Genomic DNA, 15,918 nt, shown 5'->3' with positions numbered 1-15,918 from the left:
TTTCCAATTTATATTTTTTTGTTATAGTGTTCCCACAATGGCTGCCACCTACTTTGTCAGCCCTCTGGGCGACGATGCACAGGCGGGCACCACAGCAGGCACCGCTTGGCGTACTATCGACCGGGTAAATGCCGCTACCTTCCTACCCGGCGACCGGGTACTATTTGAAGGCGGCCAAACCTTTGTAGGCAGCATCAACCTAGGCAGCAACGCGGGCACCCCCGCTAAGCCTTTAGTAATTAGCTCCTACGGCAGCCAACCGGCTATCATCGCTAGTGGCTCCTCTTCTGGTTTGTATGGCTACAACGTAGCCGGCATCGAGGTACGCCGCTTGACTTTTAAGGGCAGTGGCGCCCGCACGAATACCGAACAAGGAGTGAGCTTTTATGTAGACAGCCCAGCCACCAACCTTAACTACCTGCGCTTAGATAGCTTAGATGTAAGCGGCTACCTGCACGGCGGGATTCTCGTAGCTAGCTGGAATGGTACCAGCGGCTACTCCGATGTGCGCATCACAAACTGCCAAGCACACGCAAACGGTGAATCTGGTATATCGTCTTTCTCGGAAGACCTGGCGGCTCACCACAATTGGTACGTGGGTAACTGCCAGGTATATGACAACGCTGGTGTGCCCGAAGTAACGTACACAAACACGGGTAATGGCATTGTGCTGGCAGGTATCGATGGCGCACTGGTCGAGAACTGCGAGGCCTACCACAATGGCTGGCTCAATGCCAACCCAGGGGGCGGCCCGGTAGGTATCTGGGGCTATTGCTGCAACAATCTAGTAATTCAGCACTGCGAGTCGCACCACAATAGCTCGGGCACTGCCCACGATGGCGGTGGCTTTGACCTCGACGGCGGCTGCACCAATTCGATACTCCAGTACAACTACTCGCACGACAACGGGGGGCCCGGCTACTTGCTGGCGCAGTACTACAACGCCCCGCCCATGCACGACCTGACAGTACGCTACAACGTGAGCGAGAACGATGCCCGCCAGTACAACCAAGGCGCCATTACTGTGTGGTCGTCGGGAGCAAGCGGTGGTATTGAGCGCGCCCTCATCCACAATAACACTGTTATGATGACGCCGCCAGCCGATGGCTCACAGCCTAAGGCGCTGCATATTATGAGCTACGGCTTCAGCGACTTGTTGATTCGCAATAACGTCTTGGTTACGACTGGTTCGCTGCAAGTCGTCGGTGCCGTCTGCCCCACTAGCCTGCGCCTTGAGGGCAACTGCTACTGGAATGCCCGCCAGCTACGCCTTGACTGGGCAGGCACCACCTACACTGACCTAGGTAGCTGGCGCGCCGCCACGGGCCAGGAACAGCTAGCCGATGGCCGCGCCACCGGCGTAAGCGCCGACCCGCAGCTACCCCGAGCCGACCCCACACTGGCCCCCCTACCCGACTCACCTGTGCAGGGAGCAGGTCTCAATTTGAAGGCGGTATTTAACATCAGCCCCGGCCCGCGTGATTTTGTAGGCAACCCCACGCCGGATATGACCGACCCCAGCAACATCGGCGCAATTGAATCGAAAACCGCCCCTTTGCCCGTTGTACTTACCGAGTTTACGGCTGTGCGTGCGGGCCGCGCTGCCCTACTAAGCTGGCGCACCGCTTCAGAGCAAAATAACGCTCACTTTATTATCGAAGGCAGTACTGACGGTGTAACGTTCAAGCGCCTAGGTCTCCTGGTGGGCCACGGCACTACTATCCTGGCGCATACTTACCAATACAGCGACACTACTTTAGTTGCCACAGCCAGTGGCACAGTGTACTATCGTTTGCAGCAAGTAGATACTAATAACAAGGTGACCTACTCGCCTTTACGCGTCCTCAACACTGCTACCGCTCTTGCCACTAGGGGCGGGGTAGCTTTGCCCACCTTGCAGCTGTACCCCAACCCGGCCCAGCCCCAAGAGCTAGTGATGGTAGAAGGGGCAGCTGGCACCTCCGTACGCGTGCTCAATGTGCGCGGACAATTGGTAACCAGCACCGTAGTAGCTGCCAGTGGCCACGCTACTTTACCAGTGGCAGGCTTAGCACCCGGCCTATACATAGTGCAGTGCGGCCAGCAGCGCGCCAAGCTGACCATAAACTAAAAAACAGGGCCTACCTACACCCCACAGCCCCTACCCTACCGTGGCCGGGGCTGCGGGGTGTAGGTAGGCCCAAGGCACCTAGGGCCATCAGCAGTCCAGGCCAGTGGGTCGATGCAGAGCTCGCGGGCGGTCATGGCGGCGTTCCAAGCGTGGTACACGAGGTACTCGGTGCGGCCGTCGGGGCTCATAGTATGGCTGTGGTGGCCGGGGCCGCGCACGTGGCCGGGCACCGAGTGCAGCACCCGCGCCCCGGCATCGGAGCCCGAGTCGACGTAGGGGCCCATGATGTGCTCGGCCACGCAGTAATCGACCCCGTAGCGGTCGGTAAGGAAATTGGCGCCGCTGAAAAAGCAGTAGTACTTGCCATCGTGGCGGCGCACGAAGGGGCCTTCCATCGTGTGCCACTGTGCAAAGGTGCGGTTGTCGTAGAGCGGCATTAGGCGGTTGGCCTCAAAGATGGTCCAGCTGTGGCGGGCGCGCAGCACGGTGCGGGGCGCGTTGGCGAGCTGGGTCATGCTGGTGAGGCGGTCTACCACTAGGCCGGTGCCGGGGTAATAGCCGTCGTTCGTATCCGTAAAATCGCGGGCGTAGAACAGATACCACTGCCCGTCGGTGTCCTTAAAGGCGTGGGCGTCGATGGTAAACTGGCTGTCGGGCACCGGCAGCGCGGCTATCTCGGTGTAGGGGCCTTCGGGCTTAGAGCTGGTAGCCACGTGCAGCTGGTGGCCTACGGTAGCCCCAATGGCACCGCCGCCCCGCGAGTAATACATGTAGAAAGTGCCCTCGTGCTCGACCACCTCAGGCGCCCAAAAATCAAATTCCTCGCTACCAGCCGGGGGCGTAAGCGCCCCACCTAGGGGCCGCCAATCTACTAGATTTTCCGACTGCAAGAGCGTGAAAATGCGTCCATCGGCGGTGCGCCCACGCCCAGTGGTACCGAAGGCGTAGTAGCGCTTGCCGTGCTTCAACACGAAGGGGTCCGGAAAATTGCCGGCCAGCACAGGGTTAGTATAGGTGCGGGCCGCAGCCGCGGCAAGTGGCTGACGCATAGCAAGCAAGGCTAAGCCGGTGAGCGAACCAGTAAGAAAATGACGACGGGTGGGCATGAGAAGAAGACGCAACGCCGACCTTATGGCTGCACGGCGGCGGGGAGCCAAGTTACGCCGGCCCGGCAGACGGGGTAGCGCGAGCTTTCAGTCTGCGAGTACCCCACTGCGATGCTGCTTGCCTAAACTTGCAGACTGAGAGCTCGCGCCATGCTACTGCTGGTACACGCGCACGTAGTCGATTTCGTAGCGGCTGGGCAGGGTAGCATCAGCAAGTTCGCCGCCATTATCGCCCCCTAGGGCCAGGTTGAGCAGTAGGTAGTGCGGCTGCATCATGGGGTTAAAGCTGGTACCGTCTTGGTTCACGGTTTGGGTGAGGAGCGTCTCGTTTAGCAGCAGGTCATCGACATAGAGGCGGATGGCCGTGGCATCCCAGTCCATGCGCCACACATGAAACTTCTTGGCCCAATCGGGGTCGGCGAAACTGGCCACGGGCTTAGTTTCGGAGTGCCACTTGGCGGTGTAGGGCTTATCGGTGCCGCTGGCCACGTTGGCTAATATCTTGCCTTGGTAGTACTCCATGATGTCGATTTCGCCATTGCTGGGCCAGGGCTTGGCCACGCCTAGGGTCCAGAAAGCGGGCCACAGACCAGCGCGCGCATCGATGCGGCCGCGCATCTCGAAGCGGCCGTATTGCCACTGGTGCCGGCCGCTAGTATGGAGGCTAGCCGAGGTATAGCCGATAGATGGGCGACTATCTTTCCAATCGGTGCTGCCGGGCTGGTAAGTGGGATTAGGGCGACTATCTTTTTTGGCTTCGATAACGAGCAGGCCCTTTTCGCAGCGGGCGTTTTCGGGCTGGTACCACTGCAGCTCGTGGTTGCGCACAAAGCCGGTTTCAAACTGCCAATTCGCTGGGTCGGGCCGGCCTTTTTGGTTGAACTCGTCGGCCCATACCAATTTCCAGCCCTGGTAAGAAGCTGGCACTGACTGACCTTGCGTACCTGCTGGCACTGTAAGGGCACCTAGGGTGGCCGGCCGTGCGGGTTGGCCGGGCTGCCATTCCAACACATACACGGGCTGGGCGGGCAGGTTTTCGAGGGTTTCGCCATCGCCCTGGCCGGTGCGCTGCACGAAGAGGCTCAGTACCTGCTCCTTTTTCCAGCGCTCGGTGTCATAGCTGGGCTCCCAGTTGCCGACGGTGGTGGCAGTGAGGTCGGCGGCAGCCCAAGCGCCTTTGCCTAGGTCGGCGCAGTGCAACACCGAGGCCCGGTCTTGGCGCTCGGCGTCACGGAAGAGTAAGTAGGCGGCCGTGCGACCCTTTTGGGTAGCTACCAGCAGTTGCGGGCGCGAAATCGGGATTTTCTTCGTGCCCACCCCGCTCAGGCTAAAGGGCGTGGTGCGCTGGCTAATTTGAGCAGTCCGCCACTGCTTGTCTTTGAGATAGATAAGCTGATACTGCGGCACCTGTGTGCCCTGGGGCCGCCAGTAGCTGGCGATGTAGGGCGCGCCCGCCGCATCGGTCGTAATAGTGGTTTGGTTGATGAGCTCTGAGTTTTGCGGGATGCGGGCGGCGTACTCGGCCGAGCCCGCCGTGATGGGTAGCGCGTAGGCTTCGCCGGTACTCTTCTGCCAGGTGCGGCCGCCATCCACGGAGCGGGCGTAGGCCATGTCGTGGTTGGAGGCCACGTTGGGGCTTTCGCGCCACACCCACGATACGTGGATGGTGCCCCTAGGGTCGATGCAGGCCTGCCAGTAGGCATTGCGCTGGCCCTCGCCGTCGATGAGCACGTCGTGCAGGCGCGTCCATCTTCGAGTTTTTTGGTCGTAGCGATTCAGCACGAGGTTGCCGTTGCCCGAGCCGCCGTCGCGGTACATAAAGAGCAAGTCGCCATTGGGATAGCGGTGAAACTCGGGGTAGCTCACTTTCTGCTCTTGCTGGCCGGTCATGGGCTCCAGCGCGCCCATCGTGAGCACGCCGGGCGCGATGCTGCGGCAGTAGTGCAGCGGATTGTTGTGGTGGTCAAAGCTCAGGTGCAGGTAGCCCGCGCCATCGGCCATGAGGCTGATGACGTTGTGCGCGTCCTTCACATTGCCCTGGTAGGGCGTACGCTGCACCTGCCACGGGCCATTGGGAAGGCGGCGCTTACCTAGGGTCACGTAGCCTGCCGAGTCGTAGTAGGCCACATACTGATTTTGGCCCTGGCTCACCACCGAGTTCTTGCGAAAAATTGCGCCATTCACGTTGTTTTTGGCCCAACCTAGGCCCACAGGCGTTTGGGCGTAGGCGCCTATGGTGGTAATGAGCAGCGTGAGCAGCAAAAACTGTGAAAGGAGCTTTATAGACATTATTAAGGCTAAGAATTACTGTTGCGCTAGGCCGCGAATCATGATGGTGCCGGGCGGGTAGTGATTCGGCGCCGGCTTGTAGGGCACCGAGCGGATATTAACGACGGCCTTATCGGCGGTACCTGGGGTAGCCTGAGTTACATCAAGGCCCGCGATTTCACTAGTAGCTATCTGCAGCGACTCATCTTGAATAGGAGCACCATTAAAATCAAACCTGACTGGGCCACGCAATCCTAGCGCGCGCTTGATGGCCGTCAGCGACCTCGCTTTCAACTTAAGCCTGGGCTTGGCTTTCATCGTTATGCTCATAATACCGGGCTCAGCTAAAGTGCGCCATTGCATGGGGCCACTGTCTAGCCTATAAATTTCGATTCTATCTATTTGCTGCGGATTTATAGCACCTAGGGCATTCATTCCCATGAGGTAGCGTCCGTTCAGAATGATTACTGGCTCTGAAGTAGTGGGCCGGCGCTGGGGCGGCGTGGTGGCCATGGGCGGCGTGGTGGCCATGGGCGCCGAAGTAGCCGGCTGCTTCGCTTGAGACCCAACTTCTAAGCCTGACCTAGGTGGGGCTACTACTGGAGTTGCCGGCGCCAGGGGCGCAATGGGCGCTTGCTGCGCCTGGCTAGGGTGCCCAGCCAAGCAGCCAGCAGCAAGTAATATGCTGGCAATAAGAGAAGTCCTCATGATAAGCAGGCGCTAGTTTGGTATCTAAGACTTACGCAAAAGTCGCTTGTCATGCTGAGCGCAGCCGAAGCATCTCTATCGCTTCATCCAATCCGTTCAACGGTACGATAGAGATGCTTCGGCTGCGCTCAGCATGACAGGCCTTTTTAAACGCTACCTAGGGCTGCGGCTTTTTGTCATCAACCAGGCGCAGGGTGTAGCTGTAGCTGTACTGCTTGGCCAGCAGGCGGTAGGGGTCGTGGGGTAGGGCGCCCCAGCTGTCGTCGCCGCCCACGCCGCGCTGGGCTAGGTCGAGGTGCAGCCAAGTTTGGCCGTGCGCCTTGAGGTCGGTGGGGTGCTGCTGCTTTTTGCTGAGGCCGGGGTCGAGGTCCTCGCTGCGGAAGGGCAAGGCGCTAAAGCAGATAGGCTGGCCGGCGCCCTCCACGCGCAGGCCCTGGCCGGCGGCATCGGTGAGGGTAAGCCAGCGCGTATCGGTGTGGTAGCCGTACTCCTGGGGCCGGATGTAGGTACCCGGAAACGAACGCCGCACCGAATCTTGGTAAGTGCCGAGCAAAGCGGCGGAGTTGCGGTCGCTGTAGTTTTCGTGGGGGCCGCGGCCGTAGTAGCGCAGCTGGTCAAAGCGCCTAGGTACCTCCAGGCGCATGCCGAAGCGCGGCAGTTCGGGCAGGGTCTTATCCTGCATATCGAGGCTAGCGGTCACGCGCACCGCGCCATCAGGCTGCACCAGGTAGGCCACGGTGTAGGGCACGCCTAGGTCGGCGAGCCGGTACTCGACCGTGATGGGCAGGCCGGCGGCCGACTGCTCGCCCACCGTCACGCGCTGCACCGGGCGGTTGGCGTGGGCGCCGCGCCACACGCCTAGGCGCTCGGGCATGCCGTTGCCAAAGTCATTGTCGGTGGGGGCGCGCCAGAAGTAGGGCTCGGGGTAGTTGTTCATTACCCACTGGTTTTTCAGGCGGTAGTCGGTGAGGCGACCGCTGCGGGTATTAAACTCGCCGCGCACGTCGCCCACCGTGAAGGTTAGCTTGTCGCCGTCGCGCTTCACGTCGAGGGTGCCCGCTGGCGCCGGGGCCGCCGCGAAATAGGCCGTGGCTGGCGTGAGCACAAATTGCTCGCGAGCCACCTCGTGGCCGGCCGGCAGTAGTGGCGCGGCGGCTTTGGTAGTGGCAAATACATTGAGCACGTATTCGGTGCCTGCTTCCTGCTTTAGCGCAGGCAGGGCCAACTTCACTTCCTTCTGCTGGCGCGGGCCGAGCTTGCCCACTGCGAAGGTGCCGGTTCTGGCCACGGCGCCGTTGCGCAGCAGCTCCCAGCGGAAGGTGTAGTCGTCGAGGTTTTTAAAGGAAAACCAGTTGATAACCGTCACGCGCCCGCTGGCGGGCTGGGCGGCCGTGAAGCGGATATCCTGGTACACCTTCTTGACTTCGAGCAGGCCGGGGTGCGGCGTGCGGTCGGCGGCCACGAGGCCATTGGCGCAGAAGTTTTCGTCGTTTTGGAGGTGATAGCCGCCTAGGTCGCCGCCATAGGCAAAGAAGGGACGCCCATCGGGGGTTTTGGTGGCCAGGCCCTGGTCAACCCAGTCCCAGATAAAGCCGCCCTGCATATGCGGGTGGGCACGTATCAGGTCCCAGTACTCCTGAAAGTTGCCGCTGCTGTTGCCCATGGCGTGCGAATACTCGCACATGATGAAGGGGCGAGTTTTGTCGGTGGCCTCAGCGTACTTGCGCATGTGGCTCATGCGGGGGTACATGGGCGCCACGATGTCGGTATCGACATCTTCGCCGGCCTGCTCAAACGACACGGGCCGGCTGGGGTCGCGCTGCTTGAGCCAGGTGTAGGCTTCGTGGAACACCGGCCCGTTACCGCACTCGTTGCCCATGCTCCAAATGATGACCGAAGCGTGGTTTTTGTCGCGCTCGACCAGCCGACTGATGCGGTCGCGGTGAGCGGCCTTCCACTCGGGTAGGTAGGCGGGGTGCTTGCTTTTGTCGAGGTAGCCTTGAAATTCGGCACCGTAGCCGTGGGTTTCGATGTTGGCCTCGTCCACGAGGTAAAAGCCCAGCTCGTCGCACAGGCGCAGCCAGCGCTCATCGTCGGGGTAGTGGCAGCTGCGGATGGCGTTGATGTTGTGCTGCTTCATCAGCTCTAGGTCGCGGCGCATGCCAGCCTCCGTGACCACGCGGCCGGTGGTGGGCTCTAGCTCGTGGCGGTTCACGCCGTGTACTTCTACAGGCACACCATTCACCATCAGCTGGGCCTTCTTGATTTCGACCTTGCGGAAGCCAATTTTGCTGCCCGTCGTGGCCAGCGTTTTACCTTGGGCATCGGCCAGCGTGAGGCGTAGCTGGTAGAGCGTGGGCACCTCGGCGCTCCAGGGGCGCACGTTTTTAATAGCGCCACTGAGCTTCACCTCCTGCGTAGCGGCGCTGGTAGGCGCGGCCACGGCCTGCTGCTGGCGCAGCACCACTTTACCGCTGGGGTCGAGGACCTCGGCCGTGAGGCGGGCGGCGGGCGCGCTGCCGAAGCTGCGCACCATCACCTCAGTGCTGAACTGGCCGTTTTTATAGCTCGGGTCGAGGTCGGCGTGGGCGAAGAAATCCCAAATCGTGTGCTTGGGTAGTGCCGTGAGGTACACGTCGCGGTCGAGGCCCGAAAGACGCCAGAAGTCCTGGTCTTCGAGGTACGAGCCATCGTGCCAGCGCATCACCTGCACCGCCAGTTGGTTGTCGCCGGGCTTGAGGTACTTGGTAATGTCGAACTCGGCTGGCGACTTGGCCGCCTTGCTGATGCCCACGCGCTGCCCATTCACATACACAAACGCACAGCCCGAAATGGCGCCGAAGTGCAGCAGCACCTCTTTACCCTGCCAGCCGGCCGGCACCGTGAAGCTGCGCCGGTAGGTACCTACCGGGTTGTTGCTCGGGTCGATGAAAGGCTGGTTGCGCGGGAAGGGGTACGTGACGTTGGTATAAATCGGAATACCGAACCCCTGTATTTCCCAGTTGCCGGGCACCGCAATGGGTTTCCAGCTGGCATCGTTGAAGCCGGGCTGAAAGAAATCCATGGGCCGCTCGGCGGGCCGGGCCACGTAATTGAATTTCCAGGTACCGTTTAGGCTCTGGTACCAGGGCGAGCGGGCGTAGTCGTCGGCGGCCACGTCGGCCGGCTGCTCATACAGCTGGAAGCTGGCGCGGGGCGCCTCCTGGCCCTGCTGGGTTAGCTGCGGGTTTTGCCACTCGGCGGGGTCGGGGGCCTGGGCGGCAGCTAGGCCGCTGGTGAGAAGCAGCGCCGCGAGCGGCAAACGAAAATCGGACATAGTGAAGGTGGGAAAAGGCAGACGTGCCGTAGCGCCATTGCCCGCGGACGGGCTATGCGCTAGCAGCTACAATACTACCGCCCATTCGCGGGGGCGGGCGGGTCGGTTTTCGCTGAATGAGGGGGCCATATTTGACAAGCCACCATACCAACTTTGGGCATACCGGCCCGCAACCAGCTACTGTTTCGCGGCTTGCGTCGCGGCCTGTTGTGCTAGGCGCTTGGCAAACTATTCATCCACTAACCCCACCTAGGGCCGCCATTTCCTATTTTTTCTGCATCTCGGCAGGCAGCCAGGTGGGATAGTTGGCTACCCGTTGGGCGGCCTCCTCCCCCACCAGCACCCGCCACTGGGCAAAGAAGGGACCTAGGTTGCGCCGCGTGGCCGTGCTGATGGCCGAAAACCAATAGTCGCGCTTGGCAGCCTCGGTGGCCGGGTACTGGCTGCGCGGTAGCTGCCGGTATTGTCGGTACACCTGCTCGATGGGCTCCCAGCCAAAGGCGTCGATGAGCTGCACGTACATGACTAAGGCTAGGAAGGGGTCCGCCTTCCACTTCTCGAAGGAAGGCGAGTTGGCTAGGTATCTCTTTACTTCCTCCGTCACTTGCTGTTTGCTTCGTAGCCGCTCGTGGTTGTTCGCATACAAACCCCTGTGCAGCAGCTTGTCAAACACATACATCGTGTACAGGTTAACGCTGACCTCGCTTAGCCCGTCAAAGTCGATACCCCGAAACTGATGCCGGTGCCCTAGCTCGTGGAAGTGGCCCCAGGAGCCGGTTTTCCACATAAAATCCGCGTCCAGCATGTGCGCACAGCTCTCGTCGTCGGGCACAATAGTGCGGTCAAGACCTGTAACCATATAGGCTCCGTCCGGCAACTGCTGGTCTACAACAACGCGCTCGGGATGGCCGCGGGGCGCGGGGAGGGCGGCCAACTTGGCATCAGTAGCCAGCACAGCATCCCAGAACATTAATACCTTGGCCGGGTCGTCGAGGGCACGGATGCGCGCCGAGGGCACCGTCAGGCTGATGTTGTTGCTCACCAACTCGGCCCAAGGCGCGGGGTACTGCCGGATGGTCTTTTGCCACTCAGCAAGGCTGGTTTTACCAAGCTCGAAGCGTGGGGCCCGCACGGCCCCTTCCACCCTAATGCGCAATTCCTTCAGCGAAGTCGTATCGGGGATATTTACTAGCAGCGCGCCGCCGTAAGGCGAGTAGATTTCGGTGCGTCCCGGTTTCAGCTCGAAGCGGCGCGTCAGGTCAAAGGGTTCGCGGGTAAAGCGTTGGTTGTTTGTTAAATCGACGCTATGCACACCAATCTGAGCCGCCAGCCGGTGCATCGAGTCCTTGGCGGCCAAGTAAATGACTACCTTTTCGCCGGGTGCCACGTACAGGCCCGTGCCATGCGCCAAGCGGTAGCCTGGCCTCGGCTCCACTACCCCATTGGTGCCCACGCGCACAGGCAGCACTAACTCAGTAGTAAGGCGAGGTGCTGCGGCCGGCACCGCGCCCGGAAACGTGGCCGCGGCGGGCGCCACGTAGGCCGGGTTAGGGTGCTCGCGCAGTTGGTTTTCCTGCAAGAGATGCTGCATGAAGTAGGCCGAGTAGTTGCGGCCCAGCTTCACCGGTTTTTCGGGCGTCGGAATAATGACCGAATCGGGCCAATAATGCGCGGCCTCCCGTATCTGCTTCTGGATGGGCGCGTCAGCCGGATTTAGCCCTAGAGCCTGCTCCAGGGTGTAGTTAAAAATGTAGCCGCCCTGCATAGGCGCCGGCGGCATTTGATAAATCTGGGCGCTTACGCTTTCGAGCATATTGCGGATACCTAGGTACCTAGGCGCAGGCTCCGCGCTCAGAAAAGCTGGCTTTGGGTATTTTAAAGTGAGGTAAGTGCTTTGAAGCAGGCCTGCTTGGGTTAGCAGCTTGTTCCATCGCGTTTTGGACAGCTTTTGGGCCGGCGTCGGTGGCGTACTAGGCAGCGGGTAGCCATAGAGCAGCGTGCCGCCTTGGCGTACAAACCTTTCGATGCGGCTTACCTGCGCCGTGTCGGCCACCTCTTGGCTTAGCAGTAAAATTTCGGCCGAGGGGTCAAGAGCAGTGGCTGTACCAACCAGCTTGGCCCGCGCCTGCTGCGTGAGAAAGGCGGACAGGGCATCGTCGCCGCCCCACACCTGCACGCGCTTGCGGCGGGCGCTGCTGCCCCAGCCAAGGCAGTTCAGCAGCAGCTTCTGCACTTCGGCCTGCTGCACCAGTGGCTTGCGAAAATACTCGTTTGTACTGAACGCCAGTATTTTTCCCTTACCTAGGCGGCTACTAGCCAACGCAATGAGTTGAAACGACTGGTCTGGGTCGTCCGGAGCGGCTCCGGCCGTCAGAATAATCTCGGGCTGCTCATTAATGGTAATGGTGGTACCGAGCACAGCTGGTAGCGGTACCTTGCCCACGCCTTGCAGCAGCACAGCTTTGTCGAGGCCTTGCGCAGCCAGCGAGCTGGCTTGGCCCACCACGAGCACCAGCCACATAACCCAAAATAACTTCCTAGGACTCGGCATAAGCGATTGCTTTTTACTGGTTCATACTTGGCCGTGCACGCTCTGCGGCGCAACACCGACCACCATTGCCATCTACTGAGCCACTTCCACTGCCTAGCGTTGCAGCGGCGCTGCTACTACCATGCGCCCGCTTAACGTAGCAATGGCTGGTCTGCTCACCCTAGGGCGAGCAGACCAGCCATTGCTTACTTCAACTCTACCACCACTACCGACTTGGGCGGCAGGGTCACGGCCAGCTTGTCGCCTTTCTTCTTGGCGCCTTTAAAGTCGGCCAGCTTGATGTTGTTGGGCTTGTCGAAGGTGTTGTAGTCGCTCACGCTGGCCGAGGTCAGCATGCGGCCGGTCACGGTTTTGAAGCTCACGCCGGGCAGAGCGGTTTCGAGAGTCAGCGCGTTTTTGGGGTCGAGGTTGACCAGCGAAATGTGCACCGCGCCGTTTTTGTCTTTCGAAGCCGAGGCGTTCAGGGCCGGGATTTTCTCGCCACCTAGGGTGTAGTCGGGGCTCGTGAATTGCAGAGGCAGGTACTGCGCATCCTGGTGCACCTGGTAAAGGTCGAACACGTGGTAGGTGGGCGTGAGCAGCATCTTCTCCTTATCGGTCAGCACCAGGGCTTGCAGCACGTTCACAGCCTGGGCCAGGTTAGCGCCCTTCACGCGGTCACAGTGGTTGTTGAAGATATTGAGGGTGGTGCCGGCCAGCAGGGCGTCGCGCAGCGTGTTTTGCTGGTAGAGGTGGCCGGGGTTGGTGCCGGGCTCCACGTCGGTCCAGATGCCCCACTCATCCACGAGCAGTGCTACGCGCTTGTTCTTGTCGTACTTATCCATGATGGCGGCGTGCTTGGCCACGATGGCGTCCATGCGCAGGCCGTTGCGCATGGTGTTGAAATACTCCTGCTCACCAAAGCCGGTAGCCTTACCCTTGCTGCCGGTCCAGCTGCCGGTGGGCAGCGTGTACTGGTGCAAGGTGAGGCCCCACATCTGGTTGAGCGGGATGTTTTTCATGCAGGTCTCGGTCCAGTTGGCGTCGTCGCCGTTGGCGCCGCTCACGATTTTCTTGAGGCGAGTGCCGGGGTAGTCGTGGGCGAAGGTGGCGTAGCGCTTGTACACGTCGGTGTAGTACTGGGCCGTCATGTTGCCGCCGCAGCCCCAGCTCTCGTTGCCAATGCCCCACCACGATACCTGGTAAGGCTCGGCGTGGCCGTTTTTCTTGCGTTCCTGCACCATGGGGGTGTCCTCGTTCGAGTTGAGGTACTCCATCCAGTTGCTCATTTCCTGCACCGTGCCGCTGCCCACGTTGGCCGCCAGGTAGGGCTCGGTGCCGAGCAGGCCGCACAGCTCCAAAAATTCGTGCGTGCCGAAGCTATTGTCTTCTAGGGTATTGCCCCACCACAAGTTCAGCATCTTGGGGCGCTGGGCGGTAGGCCCTACCCCATCGTGCCAGTGGTAAGTATCGGCAAAGCAGCCGCCGGGCCAGCGCAGGTTGGGCACGTGGATTTTCTTGAGCGCGTCTACAATATCCATGCGGATGCGGCCCTGCTTGGGCACGTTCATGCCGGGCTCAACCCAGAAGCCGTCGTAAATACAGCGCCCTAGGTGCTCGGCAAACTGTCCTTGAATGTGCTTGCTCACAATGAGCTTGGGGTCGCCGGGCTGCACGGTCATTTGCACGGTTTGGGCCTGGACAGCGGCCAAGGGCGCGGCCAGCCCAAGCGCAGCGAGAGTGAGGCGACGAAAAGAAGAAGTGGGCATAGGTGGGGGTGATTGTGGAGATTAAAAAGCCAAAAGAAGGGTCATGCAGAGCGCAGCGAAGCATCTCGCTCGCTTCGTTGTTAGCGCCTAGGTTAGTGCGCCACGCGAGATGCTTCGCTGCGCCCTGCATGACAGATAGAATTTTTAATTAGCGCTTGCCGCGCAGCCTGATTACCGTCAGCGAGTAGGGTTGTGCCTCGTAGGAGAAGCGCGACTTTGCTTTGTAGGCGGCAGTTTTTGGCATTACTGTGTTAGGGCTGGCGAACGTGTTTTTGGCATCCTTATCGCCAGTAAACACGGTGCGCGTGGCCGCCATATTTAGGCCCTTGAGGCCCGATAAATCGACCTGAAATGGCTGGGCGGTGGCGCTCGCGTTTACCAGCTTCAGGATAACGTCGCCGGTTTTGGCGTCGCGCACACAGGAGGCGGCCACGGTGGTATCGGCCACGGCGCCGGCGGGCGGCGCAACTACGCCAGCCACATAGTCGGTGCCCTGGTTTTGGCCGAAGAGCTGCTGCACGTAGTAATTCACGGTGGGCACTACCGTGCTGTTATTGAAGTAAATGAGGTCGGGATTCCACTGCGTGTGGCCTTCCTTGGCCAGCAGCGGTGCGTAGCTGGCCAGGCGCACCACATCGCCATTGCGCTCCAAAGAGGTCATGTAGGCGGCTTCGGCTACAGCGTTAAATAGGGTGTTGCCCCACGAAGCGTACTCGCCTAGGTACACTTTAGGCTTTTTGCGGTCGTAGGTGTCGTAGCGGCGGTTGTTGGTCAAAAACCACTTGGGCTTTTCGTAGTAGTGCTCGTCCACGAGCGGCACGTTGAGCTGGCCAGCCAGTGTCCAGCCCTTGTCATAGTCTTCGCCCTTGGGCGAGGGGCCCACGGTGCCAATTACCTGCATCTTGGGGTATTTGGCGTGCACGGCGGCATAAATCATCTTGAACCGCTCCTCAAAACCCTCCGTGATTTTGTCCTCGTTGCCGATGCCCACATACTCCAGGTTGAAGGGCGCGGGGTGGCCGGCCGCGGCCCGCTTGGCGCCCCAGGTCGAGGTAGCCGGGCCGTTGGCGTACTCTATCAGGTCGAGCACGTCTTGGGTGTAGGCGGCCATATCTGCTAGCGGAATGCACTGCTGCCCCACCCCACCGATGCGCCACGAGCCGCCCGAGTTCTGGCAGCTCACGCCGGCCGGCACCACGGGCAGGGCCTTAGCCCCGATGTCCTCGCAAAACTGGAAGTACTCGAAGTACCCTAGGCCGGCCGTTTGGTGGTAGTTCCAGATGTTGCGCTGGGCCACGCGCTGCTCCACCGGCCCTACGGTTTTTTTCCAGTCGTACATGTTATCCAGCCCGTCGCCATGGGCCAGGCAGCCCCCCGGAAAGCGCACGAACTTGGGCTTGAGGTCGGCAATAACCTGGGCCAAATCCGGGCGCAGACCATTGGGGCGGTTGTGAAAAGTCTTTTGCGGGAACAGCGACACCATGTCGAGGTCTACCACGCCCTTGCCGGTCGCTAGCACTACCAGGCTGGCCTCGGGCTCGGCGGCCGGGGCTGTGAAGGTGGCGCGGTACTGCTGCCAGCCAGCAGCCTGGGCCGACAGCGTGATTTCGGCCAGCACTTTATCTTTCTTATCGCGCAGCTGCACCAGCAGCGGCACGGCCGCGCCCGACTTCACCCGCGCCCACAGCGAAAAATCGTACTTCTCGCCGGCTTTCAGCGCCATGCCATCGAAGCCGTTGTTTTTCAGCCCTAGGCCCTTCTGGAAGGGATTTTCGACGCGCAGCTGCACGTAGTGCGGGTTGTTGGCGTGCAGCGGGGCGGCGCTTTCTACCGATACGCTGCCCATGGCGTAGCCATCGTGCAGGTAGTCCCAGCTGGTGAGCGGGTGCCAGCCGCCGTGGTCGCTGGGCGAGTACTCGAAGGAGCGGTTTTGCACCAGCTCGCCATACAGCCCCCCATCAGCGGCGTAGTTGATATCTTCGAAAAAAATGCCGAACAAATCGGGGCTGATGGCCTTGGCGGTGGGTTTGGCCTGGCCTGCCGCCAGCAGCGGCGCAGCCAGTACGGCCGCGCACAGCAGCGACCGCAGGGAGGGAAGAAGAGAGGTCAAC

General features: G+C 60.8%; 8 protein-coding genes. 1 reads left to right on the top strand and 7 read right to left on the bottom strand.

The features are described from left to right. The first annotated feature begins 37 nt into the window (after positions 1-37). Positions 38-2,110: a right-handed parallel beta-helix repeat-containing protein gene (locus FNT36_RS08190; protein ID WP_233635779.1), complete on the top strand. Its 2,073-nt coding sequence runs from the start codon at positions 38-40 to the stop codon at positions 2,108-2,110. A 35-nt stretch (positions 2,111-2,145) separates the two neighbouring features. Here the strand turns inward: FNT36_RS08190 and FNT36_RS08185 are convergent, their stop codons facing one another. The 7 genes from FNT36_RS08185 to FNT36_RS08155 all read right to left on the bottom strand — a co-directional run bounded on the left by FNT36_RS08185 (position 2,146) and on the right by FNT36_RS08155 (position 15,917). Continuing rightward, the gene (locus FNT36_RS08185; RefSeq protein WP_144846279.1) at positions 2,146-3,159 is read right to left on the bottom strand and encodes a glycoside hydrolase family 43 protein; all 1,014 of its coding nucleotides are present in this window, start codon (positions 3,157-3,159) and stop codon (positions 2,146-2,148) included. Positions 3,160-3,369: 210 nt separating this feature from the next. Continuing rightward, a complete protein-coding gene (locus FNT36_RS25905; RefSeq protein WP_317129599.1) occupies positions 3,370-5,505 on the bottom strand; it encodes a BNR-4 repeat-containing protein in 2,136 nt (711 codons plus the stop codon). A gap of 15 nt (positions 5,506-5,520) precedes the next feature. Further along, positions 5,521-6,192 carry a hypothetical protein gene (locus tag FNT36_RS08175; protein WP_144846277.1) on the bottom strand — a complete coding sequence of 224 codons (672 nt, stop codon included), beginning with the start codon at positions 6,190-6,192 and terminating at the stop codon, positions 5,521-5,523. Positions 6,193-6,349: 157 nt separating this feature from the next. Further along, positions 6,350-9,508 carry a glycoside hydrolase family 2 TIM barrel-domain containing protein gene (locus FNT36_RS08170; RefSeq protein ID WP_144846275.1) on the bottom strand — a complete coding sequence of 1,053 codons (3,159 nt, stop codon included), beginning with the start codon at positions 9,506-9,508 and terminating at the stop codon, positions 6,350-6,352. 265 nt (positions 9,509-9,773) lie between these two features. Then, on the bottom strand, positions 9,774-12,029 hold the full coding sequence (locus tag FNT36_RS08165) for a M60 family metallopeptidase (RefSeq protein WP_233635778.1): 2,256 nt from the start codon (positions 12,027-12,029) through the stop codon (positions 9,774-9,776). A 215-nt stretch (positions 12,030-12,244) separates the two neighbouring features. Beyond that, entirely contained in the window at positions 12,245-13,807 is a 1,563-nt protein-coding gene (locus tag FNT36_RS08160; RefSeq protein WP_144846271.1) for an alpha-N-arabinofuranosidase, read from the bottom strand. A 148-nt stretch (positions 13,808-13,955) separates the two neighbouring features. Further along, positions 13,956-15,917: an alpha-L-arabinofuranosidase C-terminal domain-containing protein gene (locus FNT36_RS08155; protein ID WP_233635777.1), complete on the bottom strand. Its 1,962-nt coding sequence runs from the start codon at positions 15,915-15,917 to the stop codon at positions 13,956-13,958. Position 15,918: the final 1 nt, after the last annotated feature.

The organism is Hymenobacter setariae (genome assembly GCF_007713685.1).
Taxonomy (GTDB): Bacteria; Bacteroidota; Bacteroidia; order Cytophagales; family Hymenobacteraceae; genus Hymenobacter; species Hymenobacter setariae.
This window is presented reverse-complemented; position numbering and strand designations above follow the sequence as displayed.

Coding starts and splice junctions, on each gene's coding strand:
- FNT36_RS08190 (WP_233635779.1), top strand. CDS start 38: ATGGCTGCCACCTACTTTGTCAGCCCTCTGGGCGACGATGCACAGGCG.
- FNT36_RS08165 (WP_233635778.1), bottom strand. CDS start 12,029: ATGTGGCTGGTGCTCGTGGTGGGCCAAGCCAGCTCGCTGGCTGCGCAA.
- FNT36_RS08185 (WP_144846279.1), bottom strand. CDS start 3,159: ATGCGTCAGCCACTTGCCGCGGCTGCGGCCCGCACCTATACTAACCCT.
- FNT36_RS08170 (WP_144846275.1), bottom strand. CDS start 9,508: ATGTCCGATTTTCGTTTGCCGCTCGCGGCGCTGCTTCTCACCAGCGGC.
- FNT36_RS25905 (WP_317129599.1), bottom strand. CDS start 5,505: ATGTCTATAAAGCTCCTTTCACAGTTTTTGCTGCTCACGCTGCTCATT.
- FNT36_RS08160 (WP_144846271.1), bottom strand. CDS start 13,807: ATGCCCACTTCTTCTTTTCGTCGCCTCACTCTCGCTGCGCTTGGGCTG.
- FNT36_RS08175 (WP_144846277.1), bottom strand. CDS start 6,192: ATGAGGACTTCTCTTATTGCCAGCATATTACTTGCTGCTGGCTGCTTG.